22 protein-coding genes are annotated in these 21,092 nt (G+C 37.7%); 13 read left to right on the top strand and 9 right to left on the bottom strand.

Going from position 1 to position 21,092, the window contains the following annotated elements; translation table 11 throughout:
- Positions 1-2: 2 nt before the first annotated feature.
- A complete protein-coding gene (locus FUA48_RS15260) occupies positions 3-662 on the top strand; it encodes an endonuclease III domain-containing protein (protein ID WP_147584328.1) in 660 nt (219 codons plus the stop codon).
- 15 nt (positions 663-677) lie between these two features.
- On the opposite strand, the gene FUA48_RS18430 is transcribed toward FUA48_RS15260, so the two are convergent.
- From FUA48_RS18430 to FUA48_RS15275, 4 genes are all read right to left on the bottom strand, one after another.
- Entirely contained in the window at positions 678-824 is a 147-nt protein-coding gene (locus FUA48_RS18430; protein WP_168196998.1) for a hypothetical protein, read from the bottom strand.
- Between the two features lie 50 nt (positions 825-874).
- Positions 875-1,459 carry an RNA polymerase sigma factor gene (locus FUA48_RS15265; RefSeq protein ID WP_129751165.1) on the bottom strand — a complete coding sequence of 195 codons (585 nt, stop codon included), beginning with the start codon at positions 1,457-1,459 and terminating at the stop codon, positions 875-877.
- Positions 1,460-1,701: 242 nt separating this feature from the next.
- Positions 1,702-2,169 (bottom strand): YdeI/OmpD-associated family protein, encoded by a 468-nt coding sequence (locus FUA48_RS15270; RefSeq protein WP_147584329.1) that lies wholly within the window; start codon positions 2,167-2,169, stop codon positions 1,702-1,704.
- A gap of 3 nt (positions 2,170-2,172) precedes the next feature.
- Positions 2,173-2,853 (bottom strand): hypothetical protein, encoded by a 681-nt coding sequence (locus FUA48_RS15275; RefSeq protein WP_147584330.1) that lies wholly within the window; start codon positions 2,851-2,853, stop codon positions 2,173-2,175.
- A gap of 100 nt (positions 2,854-2,953) precedes the next feature.
- On the opposite strand from FUA48_RS15275, the gene uvrA reads away from it, so the two are divergent.
- From uvrA to FUA48_RS15295, 4 genes are all read left to right on the top strand, one after another.
- A complete protein-coding gene (gene uvrA, locus FUA48_RS15280; protein WP_147584331.1) occupies positions 2,954-5,746 on the top strand; it encodes an excinuclease ABC subunit UvrA in 2,793 nt (930 codons plus the stop codon).
- Positions 5,747-5,918: 172 nt separating this feature from the next.
- Positions 5,919-6,602: a J domain-containing protein gene (locus tag FUA48_RS15285; protein WP_147584332.1), complete on the top strand. Its 684-nt coding sequence runs from the start codon at positions 5,919-5,921 to the stop codon at positions 6,600-6,602.
- Positions 6,603-6,616: 14 nt separating this feature from the next.
- Positions 6,617-7,072: a DUF6210 family protein gene (locus FUA48_RS15290; RefSeq protein WP_147584333.1), complete on the top strand. Its 456-nt coding sequence runs from the start codon at positions 6,617-6,619 to the stop codon at positions 7,070-7,072.
- An 11-nt stretch (positions 7,073-7,083) separates the two neighbouring features.
- Positions 7,084-7,446, top strand: coding sequence for a VOC family protein (locus tag FUA48_RS15295; protein ID WP_147584334.1), 363 nt, complete (start codon positions 7,084-7,086; stop codon positions 7,444-7,446).
- Between the two features lie 367 nt (positions 7,447-7,813).
- On the opposite strand, the gene FUA48_RS15300 is transcribed toward FUA48_RS15295, so the two are convergent.
- From FUA48_RS15300 to FUA48_RS15310, 3 genes are all read right to left on the bottom strand, one after another.
- The gene (locus FUA48_RS15300) at positions 7,814-9,145 is read right to left on the bottom strand and encodes a glycosyltransferase family 4 protein (RefSeq protein WP_147584335.1); all 1,332 of its coding nucleotides are present in this window, start codon (positions 9,143-9,145) and stop codon (positions 7,814-7,816) included.
- Positions 9,146-9,154: 9 nt separating this feature from the next.
- On the bottom strand, positions 9,155-11,641 hold the full coding sequence (locus FUA48_RS15305) for a YfhO family protein (protein WP_147584336.1): 2,487 nt from the start codon (positions 11,639-11,641) through the stop codon (positions 9,155-9,157).
- A 149-nt stretch (positions 11,642-11,790) separates the two neighbouring features.
- A complete protein-coding gene (locus FUA48_RS15310) occupies positions 11,791-12,054 on the bottom strand; it encodes a DUF4834 family protein (RefSeq protein ID WP_147584337.1) in 264 nt (87 codons plus the stop codon).
- A gap of 123 nt (positions 12,055-12,177) precedes the next feature.
- On the opposite strand from FUA48_RS15310, the gene FUA48_RS15315 reads away from it, so the two are divergent.
- Both FUA48_RS15315 and FUA48_RS15320 read left to right on the top strand, forming a co-directional pair.
- Positions 12,178-13,149 (top strand): transporter, encoded by a 972-nt coding sequence (locus FUA48_RS15315; RefSeq protein ID WP_147584338.1) that lies wholly within the window; start codon positions 12,178-12,180, stop codon positions 13,147-13,149.
- Positions 13,150-14,268, top strand: coding sequence for a GTP cyclohydrolase (locus tag FUA48_RS15320; RefSeq protein ID WP_147584339.1), 1,119 nt, complete (start codon positions 13,150-13,152; stop codon positions 14,266-14,268). It abuts the gene before it with no gap.
- Between the two features lie 72 nt (positions 14,269-14,340).
- Here FUA48_RS15320 and FUA48_RS15325 read toward each other — a convergent pair whose 3' ends face one another.
- Complete coding sequence (locus tag FUA48_RS15325; protein ID WP_147584340.1) at positions 14,341-15,606, bottom strand: aminotransferase class I/II-fold pyridoxal phosphate-dependent enzyme; 1,266 nt, start codon at positions 15,604-15,606, stop codon at positions 14,341-14,343.
- A gap of 191 nt (positions 15,607-15,797) precedes the next feature.
- Here FUA48_RS15325 and FUA48_RS15330 point away from each other — a divergent pair, with 191 nt between their 5' ends.
- From FUA48_RS15330 to FUA48_RS15355, 6 genes are all read left to right on the top strand, one after another.
- The gene (locus tag FUA48_RS15330) at positions 15,798-16,136 is read left to right on the top strand and encodes a TM2 domain-containing protein (protein WP_147584341.1); all 339 of its coding nucleotides are present in this window, start codon (positions 15,798-15,800) and stop codon (positions 16,134-16,136) included.
- Between the two features lie 6 nt (positions 16,137-16,142).
- On the top strand, positions 16,143-16,550 hold the full coding sequence (locus FUA48_RS15335) for a DUF2752 domain-containing protein (RefSeq protein ID WP_147584342.1): 408 nt from the start codon (positions 16,143-16,145) through the stop codon (positions 16,548-16,550).
- The gene (locus tag FUA48_RS15340; protein ID WP_147584343.1) at positions 16,547-17,056 is read left to right on the top strand and encodes a hypothetical protein; all 510 of its coding nucleotides are present in this window, start codon (positions 16,547-16,549) and stop codon (positions 17,054-17,056) included. Before FUA48_RS15335 ends, FUA48_RS15340 begins: the two co-directional genes overlap by 4 nt.
- A 2-nt stretch (positions 17,057-17,058) precedes the next feature.
- Positions 17,059-17,631, top strand: a complete 573-nt coding sequence (locus FUA48_RS15345) for a non-canonical purine NTP diphosphatase (RefSeq protein WP_147584344.1) — start codon at positions 17,059-17,061, stop codon at positions 17,629-17,631.
- Positions 17,632-17,730: 99 nt separating this feature from the next.
- Positions 17,731-19,533: a DEAD/DEAH box helicase gene (locus FUA48_RS15350; protein WP_147584345.1), complete on the top strand. Its 1,803-nt coding sequence runs from the start codon at positions 17,731-17,733 to the stop codon at positions 19,531-19,533.
- A gap of 75 nt (positions 19,534-19,608) precedes the next feature.
- A complete protein-coding gene (locus tag FUA48_RS15355) occupies positions 19,609-20,391 on the top strand; it encodes a carboxypeptidase-like regulatory domain-containing protein (protein ID WP_147584346.1) in 783 nt (260 codons plus the stop codon).
- On the opposite strand, the gene FUA48_RS15360 is transcribed toward FUA48_RS15355, so the two are convergent.
- Positions 20,388-21,056 (bottom strand): TrmH family RNA methyltransferase, encoded by a 669-nt coding sequence (locus FUA48_RS15360; protein ID WP_147584347.1) that lies wholly within the window; start codon positions 21,054-21,056, stop codon positions 20,388-20,390. The genes FUA48_RS15355 and FUA48_RS15360 overlap by 4 nt on opposite strands.
- Positions 21,057-21,092: the final 36 nt, after the last annotated feature.

Below are 21,092 nucleotides of genomic sequence, written 5' to 3' on the forward strand. Positions count from 1 at the left end.
AAATGACCAAAGCAGAAAAGGTACAGTTTACAATAGACACCTTAAATAAAATATACCAGACTATTCCTATTCCGTTAGATCATAAAGATCCCTATACACTGCTTATTGCCGTATTGATGTCGGCACAAAGTACCGACGTAAGGGTAAACCAGATAACCCCTCTCCTTTTTGAACGCGCCGATAATCCGTATGATATGGTAAAACTATCGGTAGATGAAATAAGGGAAATAATTAAACCTGTTGGCCTTTCGCCAATGAAAGCAAAAGGGATACACGGCCTGTCTGAAATACTTATAGATAAACATAACGGCGAAGTACCTGCCAATTTTGAAGACCTGGAAGAATTACCAGCTGTAGGCCACAAAACGGCCAGCGTGGTTATGTCTCAGGCTTTTGGTGTACCTGCTTTTCCTGTAGATACCCATATACACCGATTAATGTACCGTTGGGGATTCAGCAATGGTAAAAATGTGGTGCAAACCGAAAAGGATGCTAAAAGACTTTTTCCGGAAGAATTATGGAATGACCTTCATTTACAGATTATATGGTACGGAAGGGAGTATTCACCGGCACGAGGCTGGGATTTAGAGAAAGATATAATTACCCGAACTATAGGTCGTAAAACCGTAATAGACGAATACAATAAAAAAACCTCCCGTTAATGGCGGGAGGTTTCCTTAATTAGCAATGCTCTCAAAGGTCATGTTACCTGAAGTCTTAACTATTGTCAATGCTTTAGAATAGTTAAGTAAAAATGCAATGGTTTCTTTCTTTGGTAACATTTCCGGAGCTTCTAATTTCTTTTTAGAGTAAAGTTTTGCCATGTATGTATGTTTAATTTTCTATACAACGCAAAACGAAGCCCCTATATTGTTTAATTCGTTAAAATTATTTTATTTTTTTCAATGAGTTTTCTCAAATTCATAAGAGCATACCTCATTCTCCCTAATGCAGTATTAATGCTAACATCAGTCAAATCGGCTATTTCCTTAAAACTAAGATCCTGATAAATTCTCATTTGAAGTACCTCTTTCTGGTCATCCGGAAGCTCTTCAATAAGCCTTTGCAGGTCGTTTTCTACCTGAGTTGTAATTAGCATACTCTCAATATTAGGAGCATTATCTGTCATGATAGAAAAGATTGAAAACTCTTCAGTCTCACGGTGCATAGGCATTTTCTTATTTCTTCTGAAGTGATCCACAATAAGGTTGTGCGAAATACGCATTACCCACGGAAGAAACTTACCCTCTTCATTATACGCGTTTGATTTAAGGGTTTTGATAACCTTAATAAAAGTATCCTGAAAGATATCATCTGCAATATCCCTATCAGTAACTTTAGAGTAAATAAAACCGTAGATTTTTGATTGGTGCCTGTTGATTAAACAAGCAAGAGCATTTTCGTCGCCGCTCATATAGTTCTTAACCAGAACGGCATCTGGGATTACAACATTAGCCATAGCAATACTTTTTAGTTTTTTGAATTTGGGTTCGATAAATAGCCAGAATTTTATTTCTGTTCCTAAAAAGTAATTTTTTCTATAGGCAATGTTAATTTTGAATTAATTATATCCCAAATATAGCATAATTTAATTTTAATATGCAAAAATAAATTTAAATTTTAACATTTGGAACGCAATAAATAAACTAAAATTCCCCAAAAACAGCAGAGTATAAAGCATTTTTCAAAGTTTTATGAATTTTATAACATTTCCCCTTTTTCAAGCATTTGTAGCATTTTAGCAATCCTGTCGGCTTTAGTTTCCTCTTTTTTAGCACTGTAAATCCAGTCAACAAATATTTTCTGTTGTCCTTTTGTAATTGCATAGAACTTTTCAAAAGCGCCCGGCTCCAGCTTAAGGCATTCTATTATTTCCTGTGGCACCTCAAAAACCGAATCATCCTTATACAATGTTATATGTACATAATCCCCAGCCTGCTTTTTAATCTTTTTTCGAATTTCTGCCTTAACAGGTAAAAACAGGTTACCGTTACCCATAGGCATAAGGTGATAACTTTTTATTTCATAACCATCTATATTGCCTTTTACCTTAACCCAGCCAAAAGGTGCTTCCTTATCTGGTTTTATTTGAGGAATTGTCGCATAGGTCCACCCTCCCTTTCCGGGAAATTTTTGTAAAAGGTATTCTTTATCAGTTAGGGGTTTCATATTCTATTTATAATGGCTGTAATTAAACTCCTGAGCCATTCTCAGATAATAATAATCAGTTATTAGACTGTCAAGCTTCTCTACTTGGTTATCGAAGTCCTTTTTTCTTTCCTCTTTCTCTTTAGCTAAATAATATAAATTCACGCTTTCATCATCTTTTATATGCTGATTTATACTTTCTATAAAAAGTTTTTTCTGATTTTCTATATTATATTCTTTTTCAAAATAATCATTATCTATTGAAATGTAAATCGAATATTCGGCATAGCCGGGAATCCTCTTATCTAAGTGTCCAAAATATGTCCCTCCGTCTCTTATCATTGAATTAATCCTATTAAGGGAACTATAAATACTAATTAGTTTTTCTCTCTTTTCTTCCTGAGAAACTCCATTCTTTGTTTTTAAGAATTCAGCATAACGGATATAAAATTTATCTTTACCAGCTTCACTTGCCACACCCTGCAAAATATCTTTATACTCTGAATAATCATGAATAGCATTTTGATGAGCCAGATCTGGAGATATGGGAAATGGATGATTAATAACCTCAAAATATTCATTAAATCTGGCTTTTACATCAATTGAATCTGTTTTATTTTGTGATGCATTAAATGAAATTTTTTCTGAATGGTTTTTACATCCAAACAAAAAAAAAGAAAAGAGTAAGATGCGGAAGATTTTCATTTAGGCAGTATTTATTTCCCAAATATAACTCTTTATCCCTTCTTCCCTTTAACAAAATTTTCGGTCTAAAATAGTATCTTTGTGCATTACCCTTTTTGCTATGATAAAAACCGATATATCAACACTCGAACCCAAAAAAAACATAATTATAAAAGGCGCACAGCTGCATAATCTTAAAAATGTGGATGTAGCCATTCCCCGCAACAAGCTTGTGGTTATAACCGGACTTTCGGGTTCCGGTAAGTCGAGCCTTGCGTTTGATACGCTTTATGCCGAAGGACAGCGCCGTTATGTGGAAAGCCTTTCGTCGTATGCGCGTCAGTTTTTGGGCCGACTAGACAAACCAAAAGTAGAATATATTAAGGGGATTGCACCCGCTATTGCCATAGAGCAAAAGGTAAACACTACCAATGCCAGGTCTACCGTAGGTACCAGTACCGAGATTTACGATTACCTAAAACTGCTTTTTGCCCGTGTGGGCCGAACCTACTCCCCTGTTTCGGGTCGTGAGGTGAAAAAGCATACGGTAACCGATGTGGTTGAAGAGGTAAAAAAACAGGAAGAAGGCAGCCGCTGGCTATTGCTTTCACCTATACATATAGAAAAAGGCCGTACGCTGGAAGAAAAACTTGGCGTGCTCCTGCAACAGGGTTTTGCCCGTATACTGGTAGACAACGAGATGCTGCGCCTTGACGAGGTTATAGGCAGCACCGACTTTGCCAACAAAGAGGTAATGCTTATTATAGACCGTATTGTGGTTAAGGACAAAGAAGAGTTTTACAACCGCCTTGCCGATGCTGTACAAACTGCCTTTTATGAAGGCAAGGGCGAAACTTTCCTTCAGGATGTAAGCACCGGAAAACGATTTGCCTATAGCAACAATTTCGAACTGGATGGTATTACTTTCCTCGAGCCTAACGTTCATCTTTTCAGCTTTAATAACCCATATGGTGCCTGTCCTTCCTGCGAAGGTTACGGCAGTATTGTAGGTATAGACGAAGAGCTTGTTATACCAAACACCGCCCTTTCGGTTTATGAGAATGCAATTTTCCCTTGGCGCGGCGAGAGTATGGGTTGGTACCGTGACCAGTTGGTTAACAACGGGCACAAATTTGATTTTCCAATACACAAACCCTACTTTCAGTTATCGGAAAGCGACAAAGCGCTTATATGGAAAGGTAACCAGTACTTTACCGGACTGGATGACTTTTTTGCCGAACTGGAAGAGAAAAACTATAAAATACAAAATCGAGTGATGCTTTCGCGTTACCGCGGCAAGACAAAGTGCCCTGCCTGTAAGGGTAAACGCCTTAAACCGGAAGCCAATCACGTAAAGGTAGATAACCATACCATATCCGATCTTGTGGATATGCCTATTAAAAACCTTATAGAGTTCTTTAATGGTATCCAACTGTCGGAATATGACCAGAAAGTAGCCAAGCGCCTACTTATAGAAATAAACAACCGCCTGCGCTTCCTTCAGGAAGTGGGACTGGATTACCTAACACTTAACCGTAGGTCGTCTACCCTATCGGGTGGTGAGTCGCAGCGTATTAACCTGGCGACATCACTGGGCAGTAGCCTTGTGGGTTCTATGTATATTCTGGATGAGCCAAGTATAGGGCTTCACCCTAAAGATACAGAAAGACTTATTAAAGTACTTATTGGGCTTCGCGATCTGGGCAATACCGTAATTGTGGTGGAACACGACGAGGATATCATGAAAGCTGCCGACATGATTATAGACATCGGGCCGGAAGCAGGTACCTTTGGTGGCCGACTGGTAGCGCAGGGTACTTTTGACGAGATACTGAAGTCAGACTCACTTACAGCAAGATACCTTAACGGTGACCTGGAGATTAGCGTACCTAAAAAACGCCGCAAGTTTAAAAATCATGTAGATGTTGTAGGCGCACGCGAAAACAACCTTAAAAACATAGATATTACTTTCCCTCTGGATTGCCTTACTGTAATTACAGGGGTTTCGGGTAGTGGTAAGAGTACACTGGTAAAAAAGATACTTTTCCCTGCCATACAAAAAAAGCTTGAAGGCGTAGGTGAAAAAGCAGGGCAATTTACCGAACTGCAGGGCAGCTATTCACACATTAAACATATTGAATATGTAGACCAAAACCCTATAGGGCGCAGCTCGCGTTCCAATCCGGTTACGTACATAAAGGCGTACGACGATATAAGAGATTTGTTCTCCAAGCAAAAGCTTTCCAAACTGCGTGGCTATCAGGCGAAGCATTTCTCGTTTAACGTAGACGGAGGCCGTTGTGAAACCTGTAAAGGTGAAGGTGAGGTTACTATAGAAATGCAGTTTATGGCAGATGTTCACCTTGAGTGTGAAACCTGTAACGGAAAACGCTTTAAGAAAGAGATACTCGAAGTTGCCTTTGAAGGTAAAAATATAGACGATGTACTTACCATGACCATAGATGATGCACTGGCATTCTTTGGGGAGCACAAGCAGGCCAAAATTGTACAGAAACTACAGCCGCTACAGGATGTTGGTTTAGGGTATGTACAGTTGGGTCAGTCGTCCTCTACCCTTTCGGGTGGTGAGGCGCAGCGTATTAAGCTGGCATCGTTCCTGGTAAAAGGTGCTACAAAAGACAAAGCACTGTTTGTATTTGACGAACCTACTACCGGACTCCATTTTCATGATATTAAAAAGCTAATGGCTTCGTTTGACGCCCTTATAGACAAAGGACATTCTATTATTGTAATTGAGCATAACCTTGACCTTATTAAGTGTGCCGATTATATTATAGACATTGGCCCTGAAGGTGGTGAAAACGGCGGGCATCTGGTTGCTTTCGGTACTCCGGAAGAGATTGCCAAAAATCCTAAATCAGAAACAGGAAAGTATTTGAAGGAGAAACTTTAGTTTTTTAATTTCAGGTTTTGGGCTGTCATTTCGAACGTAGAGCAGCGAAGTGAGAAATCTCCTTGGTTTAAACTAAAAGATTGCCACGTCGTACCTCCTCGCAATGACAGCCTATGACATATAAAAACCACAACCAAAATTCCTTATTTTTACAATCCGAATGATTGCTTAAATGAAAAACCATTATGAAATACTGGGTGTTACTCCCAATTGCTCGCAGGCCCAAATAAAAAAGGCTTACAGGCTTTTGGCGATAAAGTACCACCCTGATAAGAATAATGGAGACAAGGAAAGTGAGGAAAGCTTTAAGGAGATATTAGAGTCCTACATCATACTAAGTGACGAAGAAACAAGAATTGAGTATGATTATCTTAAAGGGTTTAAAAAAGGCCGCAGGGTCTATAGCGAACCCGGTAAACCATCTCCTGTAAAATTCCTTATACAAATTAAAAAAATCAAGGAAGCCGTGATGAATGCCGGTGGGCACATTAACAAAACAGCACTCTACAGGGTAATTGACAACCTGCTGAATGACGAAAACATTTACCTCCTGATAAGAAAACAGGACATAGGCGTAAATCATCTTATAATAGATGAGGCCCTTACCTGCTGTATCTTCCTAAACGAAGAGAACAGGCCTGCAATACATGAAAAGCTCATTAAACTTGCTGATGGTAATGTACGAATGCTAAATAGGATAAAACTCCTAAGCACGGTAAGCCCTAACAACGATACCAAAACAGAAAACAAAAACACTCACGAAGTAAAGGATAACCCTCCTTCCCGTACAGCTATATTTATGTTCCTACTATTTGTGTTGTTGTTTATTTTCTTTCTGTATATGCAAAACCGATAATTAACTCTTAAAACATGAGCAACCCTATAAAACCTTCAATAAACCTGTTTGATGCCATAGGATTAGGACTAATTATCAAGTATCCTACCGGCGTATTGATAACAAATCAAACCGTAGGTACGTTGTGCTTACAATCGGCTGAGGAAGGGATTTATGTACCACTATGTAATGAATATTATACCGATTCAAAAGAGTTAATTAGTCCTGAAAATGACCTTTTAAAATATTTTACAGAAAACAAATACCACGGCACAGGAGCAACAGAAGGTATAGATAAAGAAGACGTTTTGAATATTACCAATATCCTTATAAAGTATAAGCTGGATGATTTTATTGAAATTGATACAGAAAAACTTAAAAAATCTCATGAAGCCTGGATATATGTCAAAATAAACAACAAAAACACTTCTGTATTTAATAACTTTGAAGAAAACCTTACAGGCATATTAACCTGGAGTAATAGTGATTAAAACCTAATTTTATGAATCATAATGCTAAATCCATACGCCCTTTTATAGGGTCTAAAGACTTTGAGGTATCGTGCAGTTTTTACCGTGACCTTGGTTTTGAAGAAAATATATTGTCCCACGATATGTCGGTTTTTAAAAGCGGAAATCAGGCTTTTTACCTGCAGCGTGCCTACGTAAAAGACTGGCTTGACAATACCATGGTATTTATGGAAATTGATGATGTAAAAAGTTTTTGGGATAAACTGGTTACTTTAGGCCTTCCTGAAAAATATGAAGGAGTAAGATTAGTACCTATTCGCGAAATGGATTGGGGCAGGGAGTGTTTTGTACACGATCCAAGCGGAGTTTTATGGCACTTTGGAGAATTTTTTTAATTTTTTCTTACATACAAAAAATCCTTCAAAACACCAGTAATAACTGATACTTTAAAGAATTTCAATTAGTTACCCAAAATTAAATTTCACTTAAGAAACTACATTTAAAAGATAAATTATAATTTATTAATTAAATATTCGTTAATTTTGTATTATCAATTGCTGTAAAAATAATTAACTCAAGGTTAATTTTTGGCACGGTAATTGTAAATAATTAATTAAATCTCAGGATTTTAATTTTGAGGTTTGTTAATAATTGGTTGGTTGGTTTGTTAAGTCCCGTTATTCTCCCAGAATAGCGGGATTTTCTTTTTAACTCACTAAAGGTTAGAATTTTAGAGCGTTTAAAAAATTAAATTTTCTTTTTTTAACTTTGTTTTAACAAATCTACCAGCTGCCCTGTCAGGTTTTTACGTGAGTACTGCTGCAAACCTATAGCGTGCGACTTTAAGCCGCCTTCTGTAAACTGTACAAAATAGCCTTCAATAGCATTTTTAAGCAATTCCTTTTCATTATAAGTTACAGATACCCCAGTATTAGTAGCTTTAATTATTTGGGCGAAATCTGCCCCTTCAGGCCCTATTGCTAATATAGGCCTTTCAGAAACCATATACTCAAACAACTTACCCGGAATAATACATCTGGTATCAGGAGAATCTATTTCCACTAAAAGCAATACCTGCGATTTACGCTGTTGGGAAATAGCTTCATCATGCGAAACATAGCCCATATTGTTTACATAATCAGACAATCCATATTTCTCAATAGTATTAAATACTTCCTGACTAACAGCACCTATAAGCTTTAGTTCAAGCTTTTCTTTAAAGGCTTCATTTTCATTAACAAGTCCCGCCAGCGATTGCCATAAGATTTCAGGGTTACGTTCTGAAAGGAAAGAACCTATATGCGCCAGTGTAAACTTTTCATCCAACGGCTCTTTAGCAACCTTTTCCACATCATAACCATTAGTAATAACGGTTACGGGTTTATTGGTCAGGGTCTCAAACTCAGCCTTAGTTGTTGGGCTTGTTACTATTACCTTGTCGGCCGTGTTTAATACAGCCTTCTCCATATCTTTATGCCTCTGCTGTGATTTAGCAGACAGCTTAAGCTCCTTATGGTAACCTATGGTGGTCCACGGATCCCTAAAGTCGGCAATCCATTCCACTTTAAGCCTTTTCTTAAGTTCCATGCCTATTAAATGAAGGCTGTGAGGCGGACCTGTAGTGATAATAGTATCTATTTTATTTTCTAAAATATAATTAGACAGGTAAGTTACCGAAGGCCTTACCCATAACACCCTTGCGTCAGGAATAAAAAGATTACCCCTAACCCATAGCATTAATCGTTGCAGTGCCGACTGTTTCTTTTTATCCGGTATAATACCCGAGCTTATCTTTTTGGTATTCTTTTTAGAAAATACCGATGCCCAGCCGTAAGGTTCAATTATATTGTTTTTAAGGATTTTTGTACTGTAACTTACCTCCTTCTGTAACCCTTCATCAATTAAAGGATACGTAGGGTTTTTAGGTATATAGACAATGGGTTCAATACCAAAATCAGGAAGGTATTTTACAAACTTAAGCCAACGCTGTACACCCGGCCCTCCCGCAGGGGGCCAGTAGTAGGTTACTATAAGTACCTTACGCCCCCTATCCCCCAAAAGGGGAACATTATTCCCACTTACATTACTACTCATAAAGAAAGTTTATTTCTTTTCAGGTTGCGGAGTTTTTTTCTTTTCAAGATAAACACCTGCAACCACTAACAGTATCATAACTATAAAACTAATAAGCGTTATGGTACTTCCTGTTTTCACAACCTCAGGCTCAAACTTAAACTCTATAGTGTGTTTACCTGCCGGAACATACATGGCACGCAGCACAAAATCGGCCTGGAAGTGTGTTGCCGGTTTATCGTCTATAAAAGCATTCCATCCTTTCGGATAATATATTTCTGAGAAAACAGCTAAACCGTCGTTTGCATTATCAGTCTTATATCTGATATAATTAGACTCATGTGTTACAAGGTTTATTGTTGCCGTACTGTCTTTTACAAAAGATGTTTTACTTAACTCTTTGCCAAATTTGGTTTTGTTAACTACAGCTACATTTTTAGTATCAAGGTTATCCAAAGATTTCATTTCCTCATCCGGTGTTGAAACTTCCTTAACAGAGCTCACAAACCAGGCACTTCCGTTAGCATAAGGGTTCTGAACAGGTATATCCTGTCCGTCCTGAGACTGTAACAGCACATACTTAATATTAAGCATATCCAATATAGGAAGTGACTTATCAAAACTCATCTTTTCCGGATTTACTGCCGTAAATAGGGACGAAAGATTGCTCTCCACATTATAAGTAAATAACTGATCCATTCTTTGTGGCCTTACTGCACTATATCCCCCTACAGACTGGTGGAAGTATGAAGTTCTTCCCTGTAGCCTTGCATAAGGCTCATACACCCTGTAGTTAGTCGTATCCTTAAGTATATACTCATCTGCCGGAGTAGCATCAAAAGGTTTGTCAACCTGTCTTGCACTCTTAAAGTTAGATTTATTTACATAATTCTGGTCAATCGCAAAAAGATCTATAACCATTAAACAGCATACTACCAAAACAGCTGTCATATCGGTTATTTTCTTACTTACAAACAACCATAGTGCAGCTGCCGCAACAAGAATAAACATTCCGGACCTCAACAGGTCTGAGCTATACATCTGTGCACGCTGTACCTTTAATGCTTCTACAAAATCAGGCCCCATTTGTCCGTACATCTGTCTTATCTGCTCATCGCTTCCTCCTGTAAAATCAAACGAACCTTTAAACAGGAACAGCATAACTAGGATACCTAAAACGGTACCTGCCGCTATATAAAGCGATTTTAACTGCTGCTCTTTCTCTGATTTAAAGAAAGACTGTAACCCCATTACTGCAAGTACAGGAAAACATAATTCCAGTATTACCTGTATAGAAGATACTGCCCTGAACTTATCATATAGCGGTACATTATTGATAAAGAAGTTTGTAAGCCCCGGAAAGTTTTTACCCCACGAAAGTAGTAGTGACAATATAGCCCCTGCCAAAAAGGCATATTTTATTTTACGTTTATCTATAAATAAGGCCAGTATTGCTAAAAAGAAGACAATAGCACCTATATATGCCGGAGCCTCAACTATTGGCTGATCACCCCAGTAAGTAGGTACATTGGCTGCAAATTCCCTAGCTTCAGCCGGAGATGCCCCTACTCCAAGTATAAATTCATACATGTGAGACCCTTCGCCTACATCCTCGCGTGCACCACCACCAAAAAGCCTTGGCGCAATAAGGTTAAAACTCTCTGCCTTACCATAGCTATATTCAGTAATATAACTATAATCCATAGCCGATTTTGTGGTGTTTTCACTACCGTCAGGATTAAAGGTAAGCTCACTTTTGCTTCGCATACTGAAACCTGCATACTCTGAAGTAGCCATAAGGTTAGTAGCATTTGCCCCAAATGCCAGTATTCCGGCAATAACAAACACACCTATAGCTTTACCTAAATGTTTAAACTCTTTATCCTTAATTATCTCAATTATAAAGTAAACAGCCAACACCAGTAATAACAGTAAAAGGTAATATGTCATCTGGAAGTGGTTGGCGTTAATTTCGAGTGCAGCGGCAATCATGGTGAGCAATCCGCCAAGTACATACCTTCGCTGGAAAACCATTATAACCCCGGCAACAACCATTGGCATATAGGCAATGGCATGGGCTTTGGCATTATGCCCAACACCCAGTATTATAACGAGATAGGTAGATAAACCAAAGGCAAGTGCACCAAAAAAGGCTTTAAGCGGACTAACCCGTAAAGCCATCATAAGTATATAAAACCCTAAAAAGTAAAGGAATAAATAATCTGCCGGACGCGGAAGAAAACGTAAAACACTATCAATTTTCTTGATATAGTTATGTGGGTAATTTGCCCCCAACTGATAGGTTGGCATACCGCCAAAGGCACTATTTGTCCAGTAAGGCTCCTGCCCCATTTCTTTCCTGAAGTCGTTTTGCTCTTTTGCCATTCCGGTGTACTGAACAATGTCTGACTGGAATATTTTTTTACCCTGTAAAACAGGATAAAAGTAAATAAGCGAAACAACTACAAAACCAACAATAGCAATCAGGTGCTGATAGGTCTTACTGATATTTTTCATATACCTTTTATTAATTTCTTTTCCTTTACGGATTTTTGATTAAACGCCGTGAAGATACTTAATTTCATTAAAAATACTGCCATAAGACAGCAATTAATAAAAGTATATAAAATAAAAAATCCCTCTGTAAAAGAGGGATTATGCTTTATCTAGTCAATTTCTTCGAAGTCAATATATTCGCCTACTTTTTTACTTTCTTTAGGCTGTTCTTCTTTTTTTGTATACTGCTGCTGAGTATTGGTATTCTGATTGTAATATTCCTGTTGCTTACCATAAAAATTTTGCTCTGCCTTCTTAACAACCTGTTGTATAAGTACCGGCGCCAGCAAACGCATAATAAATCTTAGTGAATAATAAATTACTATAATCCAGAATATCGTTTTTATTAAACCTGTAAAACTTGCAGTATCCATTGTAATAACTTTTTCTCAAAATTACGGAATCTCTTCCTTAAAAATAAATTACCTTCCTTAAAATAATAAAATATACTACTTTTGGGAAAATGTAATTTATTACTTTCAATAAACGAGCCAAACATGAATTTTATTAAAAATTTTTTTCCGCTTGCCTTACTACTATCATCTGTGTGCCTGCATGCACAATATACCGACCAGATAAACTCTAACCGACCGGGAAAATCCATGTCAGGATTTGCCGTTGGTAAAACCGTTTTACAACTTGAATCAGGCCTTTATGGTATTTGGGAAGACCACGATATTTTAAACTACGATGCCAAAGGTGCAGGACTGGATTTACAGCTTCGCTATGGTGCGTTTCTTGAAGAACTGGAGTTTATTGCCGATGTGCAGTATCAGTTTGACTGGTATGATAATGCTCTGCAAACCACTACCCGTAACGACTTTAAAACATTTATATTAGGAGCTAAATACCTTATATACGACCCTGATAAAAATTACAACCCTGAACCAAACTTATACAGCTGGAAAGCCAACCATAAATTTAAATGGAGAAACCTTATTCCTGCCGTTGCTGCTTATGCCGGAGTAAACCTTGTAGGAGGTAAAAGTGTATATACTTTCCCTCAGGATCAGGTTAGTCCGAAAGTTATGATTATTACCCATAACCACTACGGAAGATGGGTTTGGGTAAACAATATTATTGCCGATAAGATTACTACCGAATACCCCAGCATAGGATTTATTTCTACACTGACACACGGGTTTAATGACAAATGGTCAGCTTTTGGAGAATTCCAGGGATACAGCAGTGACTATTATTCTGATGCTATTTTCAGATTAGGAGCCGCACGCCTGTTAAGCGATAATTTACAGGTAGATGCTTCCATAAGCAAAAACTTTAAGGATACTCCTTTCATTTTATACGGAGGTGTAGGTATATCATGGCGCTTTGATGCCGATTACAGAGATATACTTTTACCTGGTAAAGCCGAGTTTGAGGAAGAAAAGAGTAAAGAAGAAGAGAAAAAAGATAAGAAAAAGGACAAAGAAAAAGAACGCGTAGACGAATTTGAAACAGGAGAAGATTAAATGATTACTATAAAAGAAGCTAAAACCAAAAGCGAATTAAAAGACTTTGTAAAGTTTTCTTTCGACTTATATAAAGATAACCCTTATTGGGTTCCGCCAATAATAGCCGAAGAACTTGAAAGTTTTGACAAGACAAAAAACCCTGCATTTGAAAATGCCGAGGCTAAATTCTATCTGGCCTATAAAGACGGTAAAATAGTAGGGAAAACAGCTGCCATTATCAACTGGCAGGAAGTAAATAACCAACAGAAGAAAAAAGTACGCTTTGGATGGTTCGATGTAATTGACGATATTGAAGTTACAAAAGCATTGCTTGAAAAAGTATATGAATACGGACGCGAACATAATCTTGACCATGTAGAAGGCCCTTTGGGCTTCTCTAACCTGGATAAAGTAGGCGTGCTAACGGAAGGGTTTGACCAGATAGGCACCATGATTACCTGGTACAATTACCCTTATTACAAAGAGCACTTTGAAAAACTGGGTTTTACTATTGAAAAAGAGTATAGGGAAAGTATCTTTTCTATGACAGATGTGGATCCAGCCCCTTTTAAGAAAGCAAGCGAGCTTATCAGAAAAAGATACAACCTAAAGTCGGTAAGCTTTACTTCTACAAAAGAGGTTATGCCTTATGTAGATAAAATGTTTAAACTGTTTAATACTACTTATGAAAGGCTTTCATCGTTTGTAGCTATAAGTGACGTACAGATAGAGTACTTTAAAAAGAAATACATTGGGCTTATCAATCCGGAGTATATAAAGTTTGTAATGGATGAAAACGACAATATGATAGCCTTTACCATAGTAATGCCTTCTTTCTCGGAAGCGCTTATAAAAGCTAAAGGCAAACTCTTTCCGTTTGGTTTTATCCACCTTTTAAAGGCTCGTAAAAGCAGTAGAGACGTTGTTTTTTATCTTATAGGTATTGATCCTGAATATCAGAATAAAGGCGTTACAGCCATTATTTTTGAAGATTTCCATAAAGTGTTTACTAAAAATAAGATTGAAAACTGCATAAGGACTCCTGAGCTGGAAGAAAACCATGCCATGAACAACCTATGGAAAAACTTTAACCCGATTATCCACAAGCGCAGAAAAACATATAAAAAGGACTTATAGGCTATTTCTTTAAGTCTTGTAAATAAAAAAGCCTCCTTAATAAGGAGGCTTTTTTATTTAGCATGTTTTTAATTACTCTGCAGAAACGTCAACTGTAGTCTGCTCAGCAATTTTTTTATAAGTACCGTTTACAAGTTTCTCACGGATAGCCTCATAAGCAGCAAGCGTTATGTTGATATCTTCAAGAGTGTGAGTAGCTGTAGGGATCATTCTTAAAAGGATAATTCCTTTTGGTATTACCGGATATACAACTATAGAAAGGAAAATGCTGTAGTTTTCACGAAGGTCATTCACCATCACCATAGCTTCCGGAATACTACCTTCAAGGTATACAGGTGTTACACATGTATTAGTATCTCCAATATTAAAGCCACGCTCTTTTAATCCGTTTTGTAAAGCATTTACATTTTCCCAAAGTTTATCCTTAAGCTGAGGAGTTGTTCTAAGTAAATCTAAACGTTTTAAAGCTCCTTTTACTAAGATCATTGGTAATGATTTAGCAAACATCTGCGAACGTAAGTTATATTTAAGAAAATCGATAACGTCTTTATCAGCAGCAACAAATGCCCCTATACTTGCCATAGATTTTGCAAATGTAGAGAAGTAAACATCAATACCATCCTGGCATTCCTGCTCCTCACCTGCTCCGGCACCTGTTTTACCAAGTGTACCAAAACCGTGTGCATCATCCACTAATAACCTAAAGTTGTATTTCTCTTTAAGAGCTACAATTTCTTTAAGTTTACCCTGCTGCCCTCTCATACCAAATACACCTTCGGTAATTACAAGAATACCACCGCCTGTAGTTTCAGCCATGTTAGTAGCACGCTCAAGGTTTTTCTCTAAGCTTTCTACATCGTTATGCTTGTATGTAAAACGCTTACCCATGTGAAGGCGAACACCGTCTATAATACATGCGTGAGAGTCTACGTCATACACAATAATGTCATTTTTAGAAACAAGGGCATCAATAATAGATACCATACCCTGGTAACCAAAGTTTAATAAGTATGCCGATTCTTTATGTACAAATGCAGCAAGCTCCTGCTCTAATTGTTCGTGAACAGATGTGTGACCAGACATCATCCTTGCCCCCATTGGGTATGCAGCACCAAATTCGGCAGCTGCCTCAGCATCAACTTTTCTTACTTCTGGGTGATTTGCTAATCCAAGGTAATCGTTTATACTCCAGTTGATAACCTCCTTACCGTGAAACATCATTCTGTTTGCTAAAGGGCCTTCCAGTTTAGGAAAAACAAAATAACCTTCAGCCTGTGAAGCCCATTTTCCCAAAGGGCCTTTATTTTTTTGTATCCTGTCAAATAAATCTTTTACCATTGTTTTAGAAATTTTTCTATGTTTAAAAAAACGCACCAAAAGTAATTATTATATCCATACCTTCATAATAATTTTCAAGAATACGTGTAACAAATATACAGTTATTGTTACTTATTTGTTAAGGATGATCTATATATTTGAACATCAAATCAAAATCAAAACAATATTAACAACCAAAATCAATCAATTTTATGGATTCTCAAAAAGTAGACATGTTCATCATGATGAACGGTAAGTATTTTAAAGGCGAACATTTAAACTATATCCGCGAAAGACTATTAATGGCAGACGAGTCAAAATGGACCATGATCCAGTCGTTAGACCTTAAAGACCCTACCGTAATTCTTATAGTATCTATCGTAGGTGGTGGAGCATTAGGTATAGACCGCTTTCTTATAGGTGATACAGGCCTGGGTGTAGCCAAACTACTTACATGTGGTGGTGCCGGTATATGGACAATTATAGACTGGTTCCTTATTATGGATATTACCAAAGATAAAAACATGGAAAAACTTCAGGCTTTCCTTTAATAAACTATGACAAGAAACAGGCTATACCTGATTTTAGCAGCAGTACTTACAATTGGTTATTGCTATACAGCATGGTCTATATTACATATACACCAAAATAACAACCTAACCTTTTGCCCTGTTAAAAACATAACCGGTATAGCCTGCCCTTCTTGCGGAAGCACCCGAAGCCTGATTGAAATATCAAGAGGCAATTTTACAGACGCCCTACTACTCAATCCCTTCGGTTACATTATAGCAGCCGGATTACTGGTCTTACCGCTCTGGCTTTTATATGATACTCTTTTTAAAAAAGATTCTCTCTACAAAAGCTACCTGAAGTTTGAAAAAACACTTCGTATAAAATGGGTAGCGATTATTTTAATACTGTTAACCATAGCCAATTGGGGCTGGAATATTTGCAAAGGATTATGAACAACACAATACAACAGCAGGCCATACACCCAAATGAATATGAACAGGCTTCTAACGGCTACCTAATGGCCATAGTTGCCGTAATAGGCGGATTACCCTTACCTATAATAAATCTTATTGCCTCTTTTGGCTATTACCTTGCCAAACGAAAGGCTTCTTATTTTGTAAGATGGCATGCCATACAGGCCGTGTTAGCCCAGTTGATACTAGTTCCTTTTAACAGCTTGGCATGGGCATGGACTTTAGGCACATTTATAAAATCAGGCAGATTTCTTCTGGAACACAGCCATGATGGGCGTAATCATCTCTGGCCGTTACTTGAAGCCTTAACTACACCTTACATCATTTATATGAGCTTTATAATTCTTTTTAATACCTTTGAATTCTTCGCAGTAATGTACACCGGAGCCAGAGTAAGAAAAGGGCACAACGTGCGTTGGTTTTTAATCGCCAGCATAACCGACCGCCTTTGTTCAAAGGAAAAAAGAGATATTTACAACATATAATTATGAAACTTGTTTTTGCTTCAAACAATAAGAATAAAATACAGGAAATAAGACACCAACTCCCAATAGATATAGAACTTTTAAGCCTTGAAGATATAGGATGTTTTGAGGATATTCCCGAAACTGCCGATACCATAGAAGGAAATGCAGTTATAAAAGCAAATTATGTTACCGAAACATACGGCTATAACTGTTTTGCCGACGATACCGGACTTGAGGTAGAAGCGCTAAACGGTGAACCCGGTGTATACTCAGCACGCTATGCCGGAGAACAAAAAGATGCAAACGACAATATGGATAAGCTGTTATCCAATCTTGAAGGCAAAGAAAACAGAAAAGCACTTTTTAAAACAGTAATAGCCCTAAATCTTGACGGGCAGCAACACCTGTTTACAGGAATTGTAAATGGTGAAATCACCACCGAAAAAGCAGGAGATAAAGGTTTTGGCTATGATCCGGTATTTAAACCTGTAGGATTAAACCTTACTTTTGCTCAAATTTCTATGAACGAAAAAGCTAAACTAAGCCATCGCGGCAGGGCCGTACAACAACTTATAGACTTTTTAAAAAATTAACTTGTTGATTTTCAATAATTTTAATCTAAATAAAACTACTTCAGCTATTAGTTTATCTCGCTAATAAACAGTACCTTTGCAGCTATTTTAAAATTATATATGAATAAATTTGAACAATTAGGATTGAATGAATCGCTACTGAGGGCGATAAACGATCTAGGATTTGAAAATCCGTCGGAGGTACAGGAAAAGGCGATTCCCCTATTATTGGAAAAAGACACAGACATCGTAGCATTAGCACAAACGGGTACAGGTAAAACTGCTGCCTTTGGTTTCCCGCTAATTCAAAAGATAGATGCCGAAAATAAGAATACTCAGGCTTTAATTTTATCTCCTACACGTGAGCTTTGCTTACAGATTACTAACGAGATAAAATTGTACTCTAAATACGTTAAGGGACTACACACTGTTGCTGTTTATGGCGGGGCCAGTATTACAGAGCAGGCAAAAGAAATCAGAAGAGGTGCACAAATTATTGTGGCAACACCTGGAAGGATGCAGGACATGATTAACCGTGGGTTAGTTAATATTTCTAAAATAGATTACTGTGTACTTGATGAGGCAGATGAAATGCTTAATATGGGATTCTATGATGATATCGTTTCTATCCTTTCTACATCACCAACAGACAAAAGCACATGGCTTTTCTCAGCTACTATGCCACAGGAGGTTGCAAGAATTGCACGTGAATTCATGAGAAAACCACTTGAAATTACAGTTGGCCACAAAAACTCAGGTTCATCTACAGTATCACACGAGTTTTATCTTGTTAATGCACGCGACCGTTATGAGGCATTAAAACGTCTTGCAGATGCTAACCCTGATATTTTCTCAGTTGTTTTCTGCCGTACAAAAAGAGATACTCAGGCAGTTGCCGAAAAACTTATAGAAAACGGATATAACGCAGCTGCTTTACACGGAGACCTTTCTCAGGCTCAGCGTGACGCAGTAATGAAATCATTCAGAAACAGACAGATACAAATGCTTGTTGCTACCGACGTAGCCGCAAGGGGTATTGACGTTGATAACGTAACACACGTAATTAACTACCAGCTTCCTGATGATATTGAAACCTACAACCACCGTAGCGGACGTACAGGACGTGCCGGTAAACTGGGTACATCAATCGTTATCATCACTAAGAGTGAGCTTCGTAAAATAAACGCTATCGAAAGGACTATCAAACAAAAGTTTGAGGAGAAATCAATCCCTTCAGGTATCGAAATTTGCGAAATACAGCTTTTCCACTTAGCAAACAGAATTAAAGATGTTGAAATAGACCACGAAATAGACTCTTACCTTCCTGCAATATATGAGGTTATGAAAGACCTTACTAAAGAGGAGCTTATCAAGAAAATGGTATCGGTAGAGTTTAACAGGTTTATTAACTATTACAAAAAGAATAAAGATCTTTCTGCACAAAAAGGCGGAGAAGAAAGACGTGACTTCAGTGCAGGTAGCGGTGCGGTTCGTTTCTTTATCAACATAGGTTCAAGAGACGATTTCGATTGGATGAGCCTTAAAGACTTCCTTCGTGATACACTTGGCCTGGGCCGTGACGACATTTTTAAAGTGGATGTAAAAGAAGGTTTCTCTTTCTTTAACACAGAAGCAGAACATGCCGAAATGGTAATGGATACATTTAACAGTATGCACCTTGAGGGCAGAAAAATAAATGTTGAAATTTCTAAAAATGACGGTGGTTCTAACAACCGACGCAGAGACCACAACGGTAGAAGCAGCGGTGGTGGCTCTAACAGAGGCGCGAGAGGTGAACGCAGAAGCGATTCTTTCGGAGGCGGAAGACCACCTAGAAGAGATGGCGGAAGAGATGGTGGTGCTCCCAGAAGAAAGGACAGCAACAGTGGCTCTCGAGACAGAAAACCAAGAAGAAGCAATTAATTTATTTTAGATAAATTGTATACTAACTACAAAATATCGCGTTTGTTTATTACTTTTACCTTACTAAAGCGAACAATGAGATATTTTGTAGTTATTTTATTTTTAATACTGTCGTTCCCTTCTTTTGCACAGGAAAAGAAGCAGGAAGACTCAACCAGTGTAAGTGGTACTATTGTAAACAATTCAAACATGCTGCCACTTGAAAACGCAACGGTTATTAATGTTAACTCTGTAAAAGGGGTAGTTACCGACAGTAAAGGGTATTTCACGCTTAACGCTAAGGTAAACGACACTATACACATAACACTTATAGGCTTTCAGCCTATTAAGGTTCGCGTTACTAACGACTGGATTAAAAATACTACCTCAACAAAAATTCCGCTTACAGAAAAGGCTTATGCCCTGGAAGAAGTGGTAATTAATAAATACGGACTTACCGGTTACCTTCAGGTAGACTCCAAGCTTGTACCTGTTAAGGAAAATCACAGATACAGTATTTCCGGACTTAACTACGGTTATGAAGGAGGCCCTAAATCGCCTTCGTCTTTCAAAAAGATTATTAGCTCTGTATTCAACCCTGCCGATTTCCTACATAATGTGTTTGGTAAAAAACCAAAAGAAATGCGCAGGTTAAGGGAAATGAAAAAAGATGATACGGTAAGAAACCTGTTAGCTACTAAATTTGACCGTGAAACACTTGCAGCACTTTTAGGTGTTATGCCGGAAGACATTGCAGAAATACTTGAAAACTGCAACTATTCAGAAGAGTTTATAAGGACTGCTAACGACTTACAGATTATGGATGCCATAAGCAGTTGTTATGAAGAGTACAAAGCCCTTAACAGGGATAAGAACTAAACTTCCTGCTCCAGGTATTTCTTAGTTATAAAATCTATATCTTTTATGGATTTACGGGTCCAGTCTATCCTTTTTTCAAGAACCTCCTCTTCGGTTAACTGCCATTTAATATCCGATTTTCTCAATCGGCTGGTAATATTTTGTATTACTATCGCAGCTGAGGATGATATATTAAGACTCTCTGTAAATCCAACCATAGGTATCTTTAAAAAGCCGTCTGCCCTTTCCAGAACCTCTTCGGAAAGCCCCATCTTCTCAGTCCCAAAAAATATGGCTGCAGGCTGCGAAATATCAAAATCATCAAGCATACACGACTCCTCGTGTGGTGTTGTGGCAATAATCCTGTAACCTTTAGCTTTTAAATCGTCAATACAGTTGGTTGTTGTGGCAAATCGGTTTACATCTACCCATTTTTGGGCTCCCAATGCAATTTCCTTATCAATACGCTTACCGTATTTCTCCTCTACTACATTAAGCTCCTGAATCCCAAAAACTTCACAGGTCCTCATTACGGCACTTGTATTATGCAGCTGAAAAACATCTTCTATAGCTATGGCAAAATGTTTGGTGCGATTTTGCAATATCTTAATAAAATTCTCTTTTCTACTTTCGGTAATAAACGTTTCTAAATAATCAAGATAGGCTTTATCACAGGTATTTTTCATTATAAAGGTAAATGTTAAGAATCTTTTACTAACTTA

The sequence above is a fragment of the Flavobacterium alkalisoli genome (genome assembly GCF_008000935.1).
Taxonomy (GTDB): domain Bacteria; phylum Bacteroidota; class Bacteroidia; order Flavobacteriales; family Flavobacteriaceae; genus Flavobacterium; species Flavobacterium alkalisoli.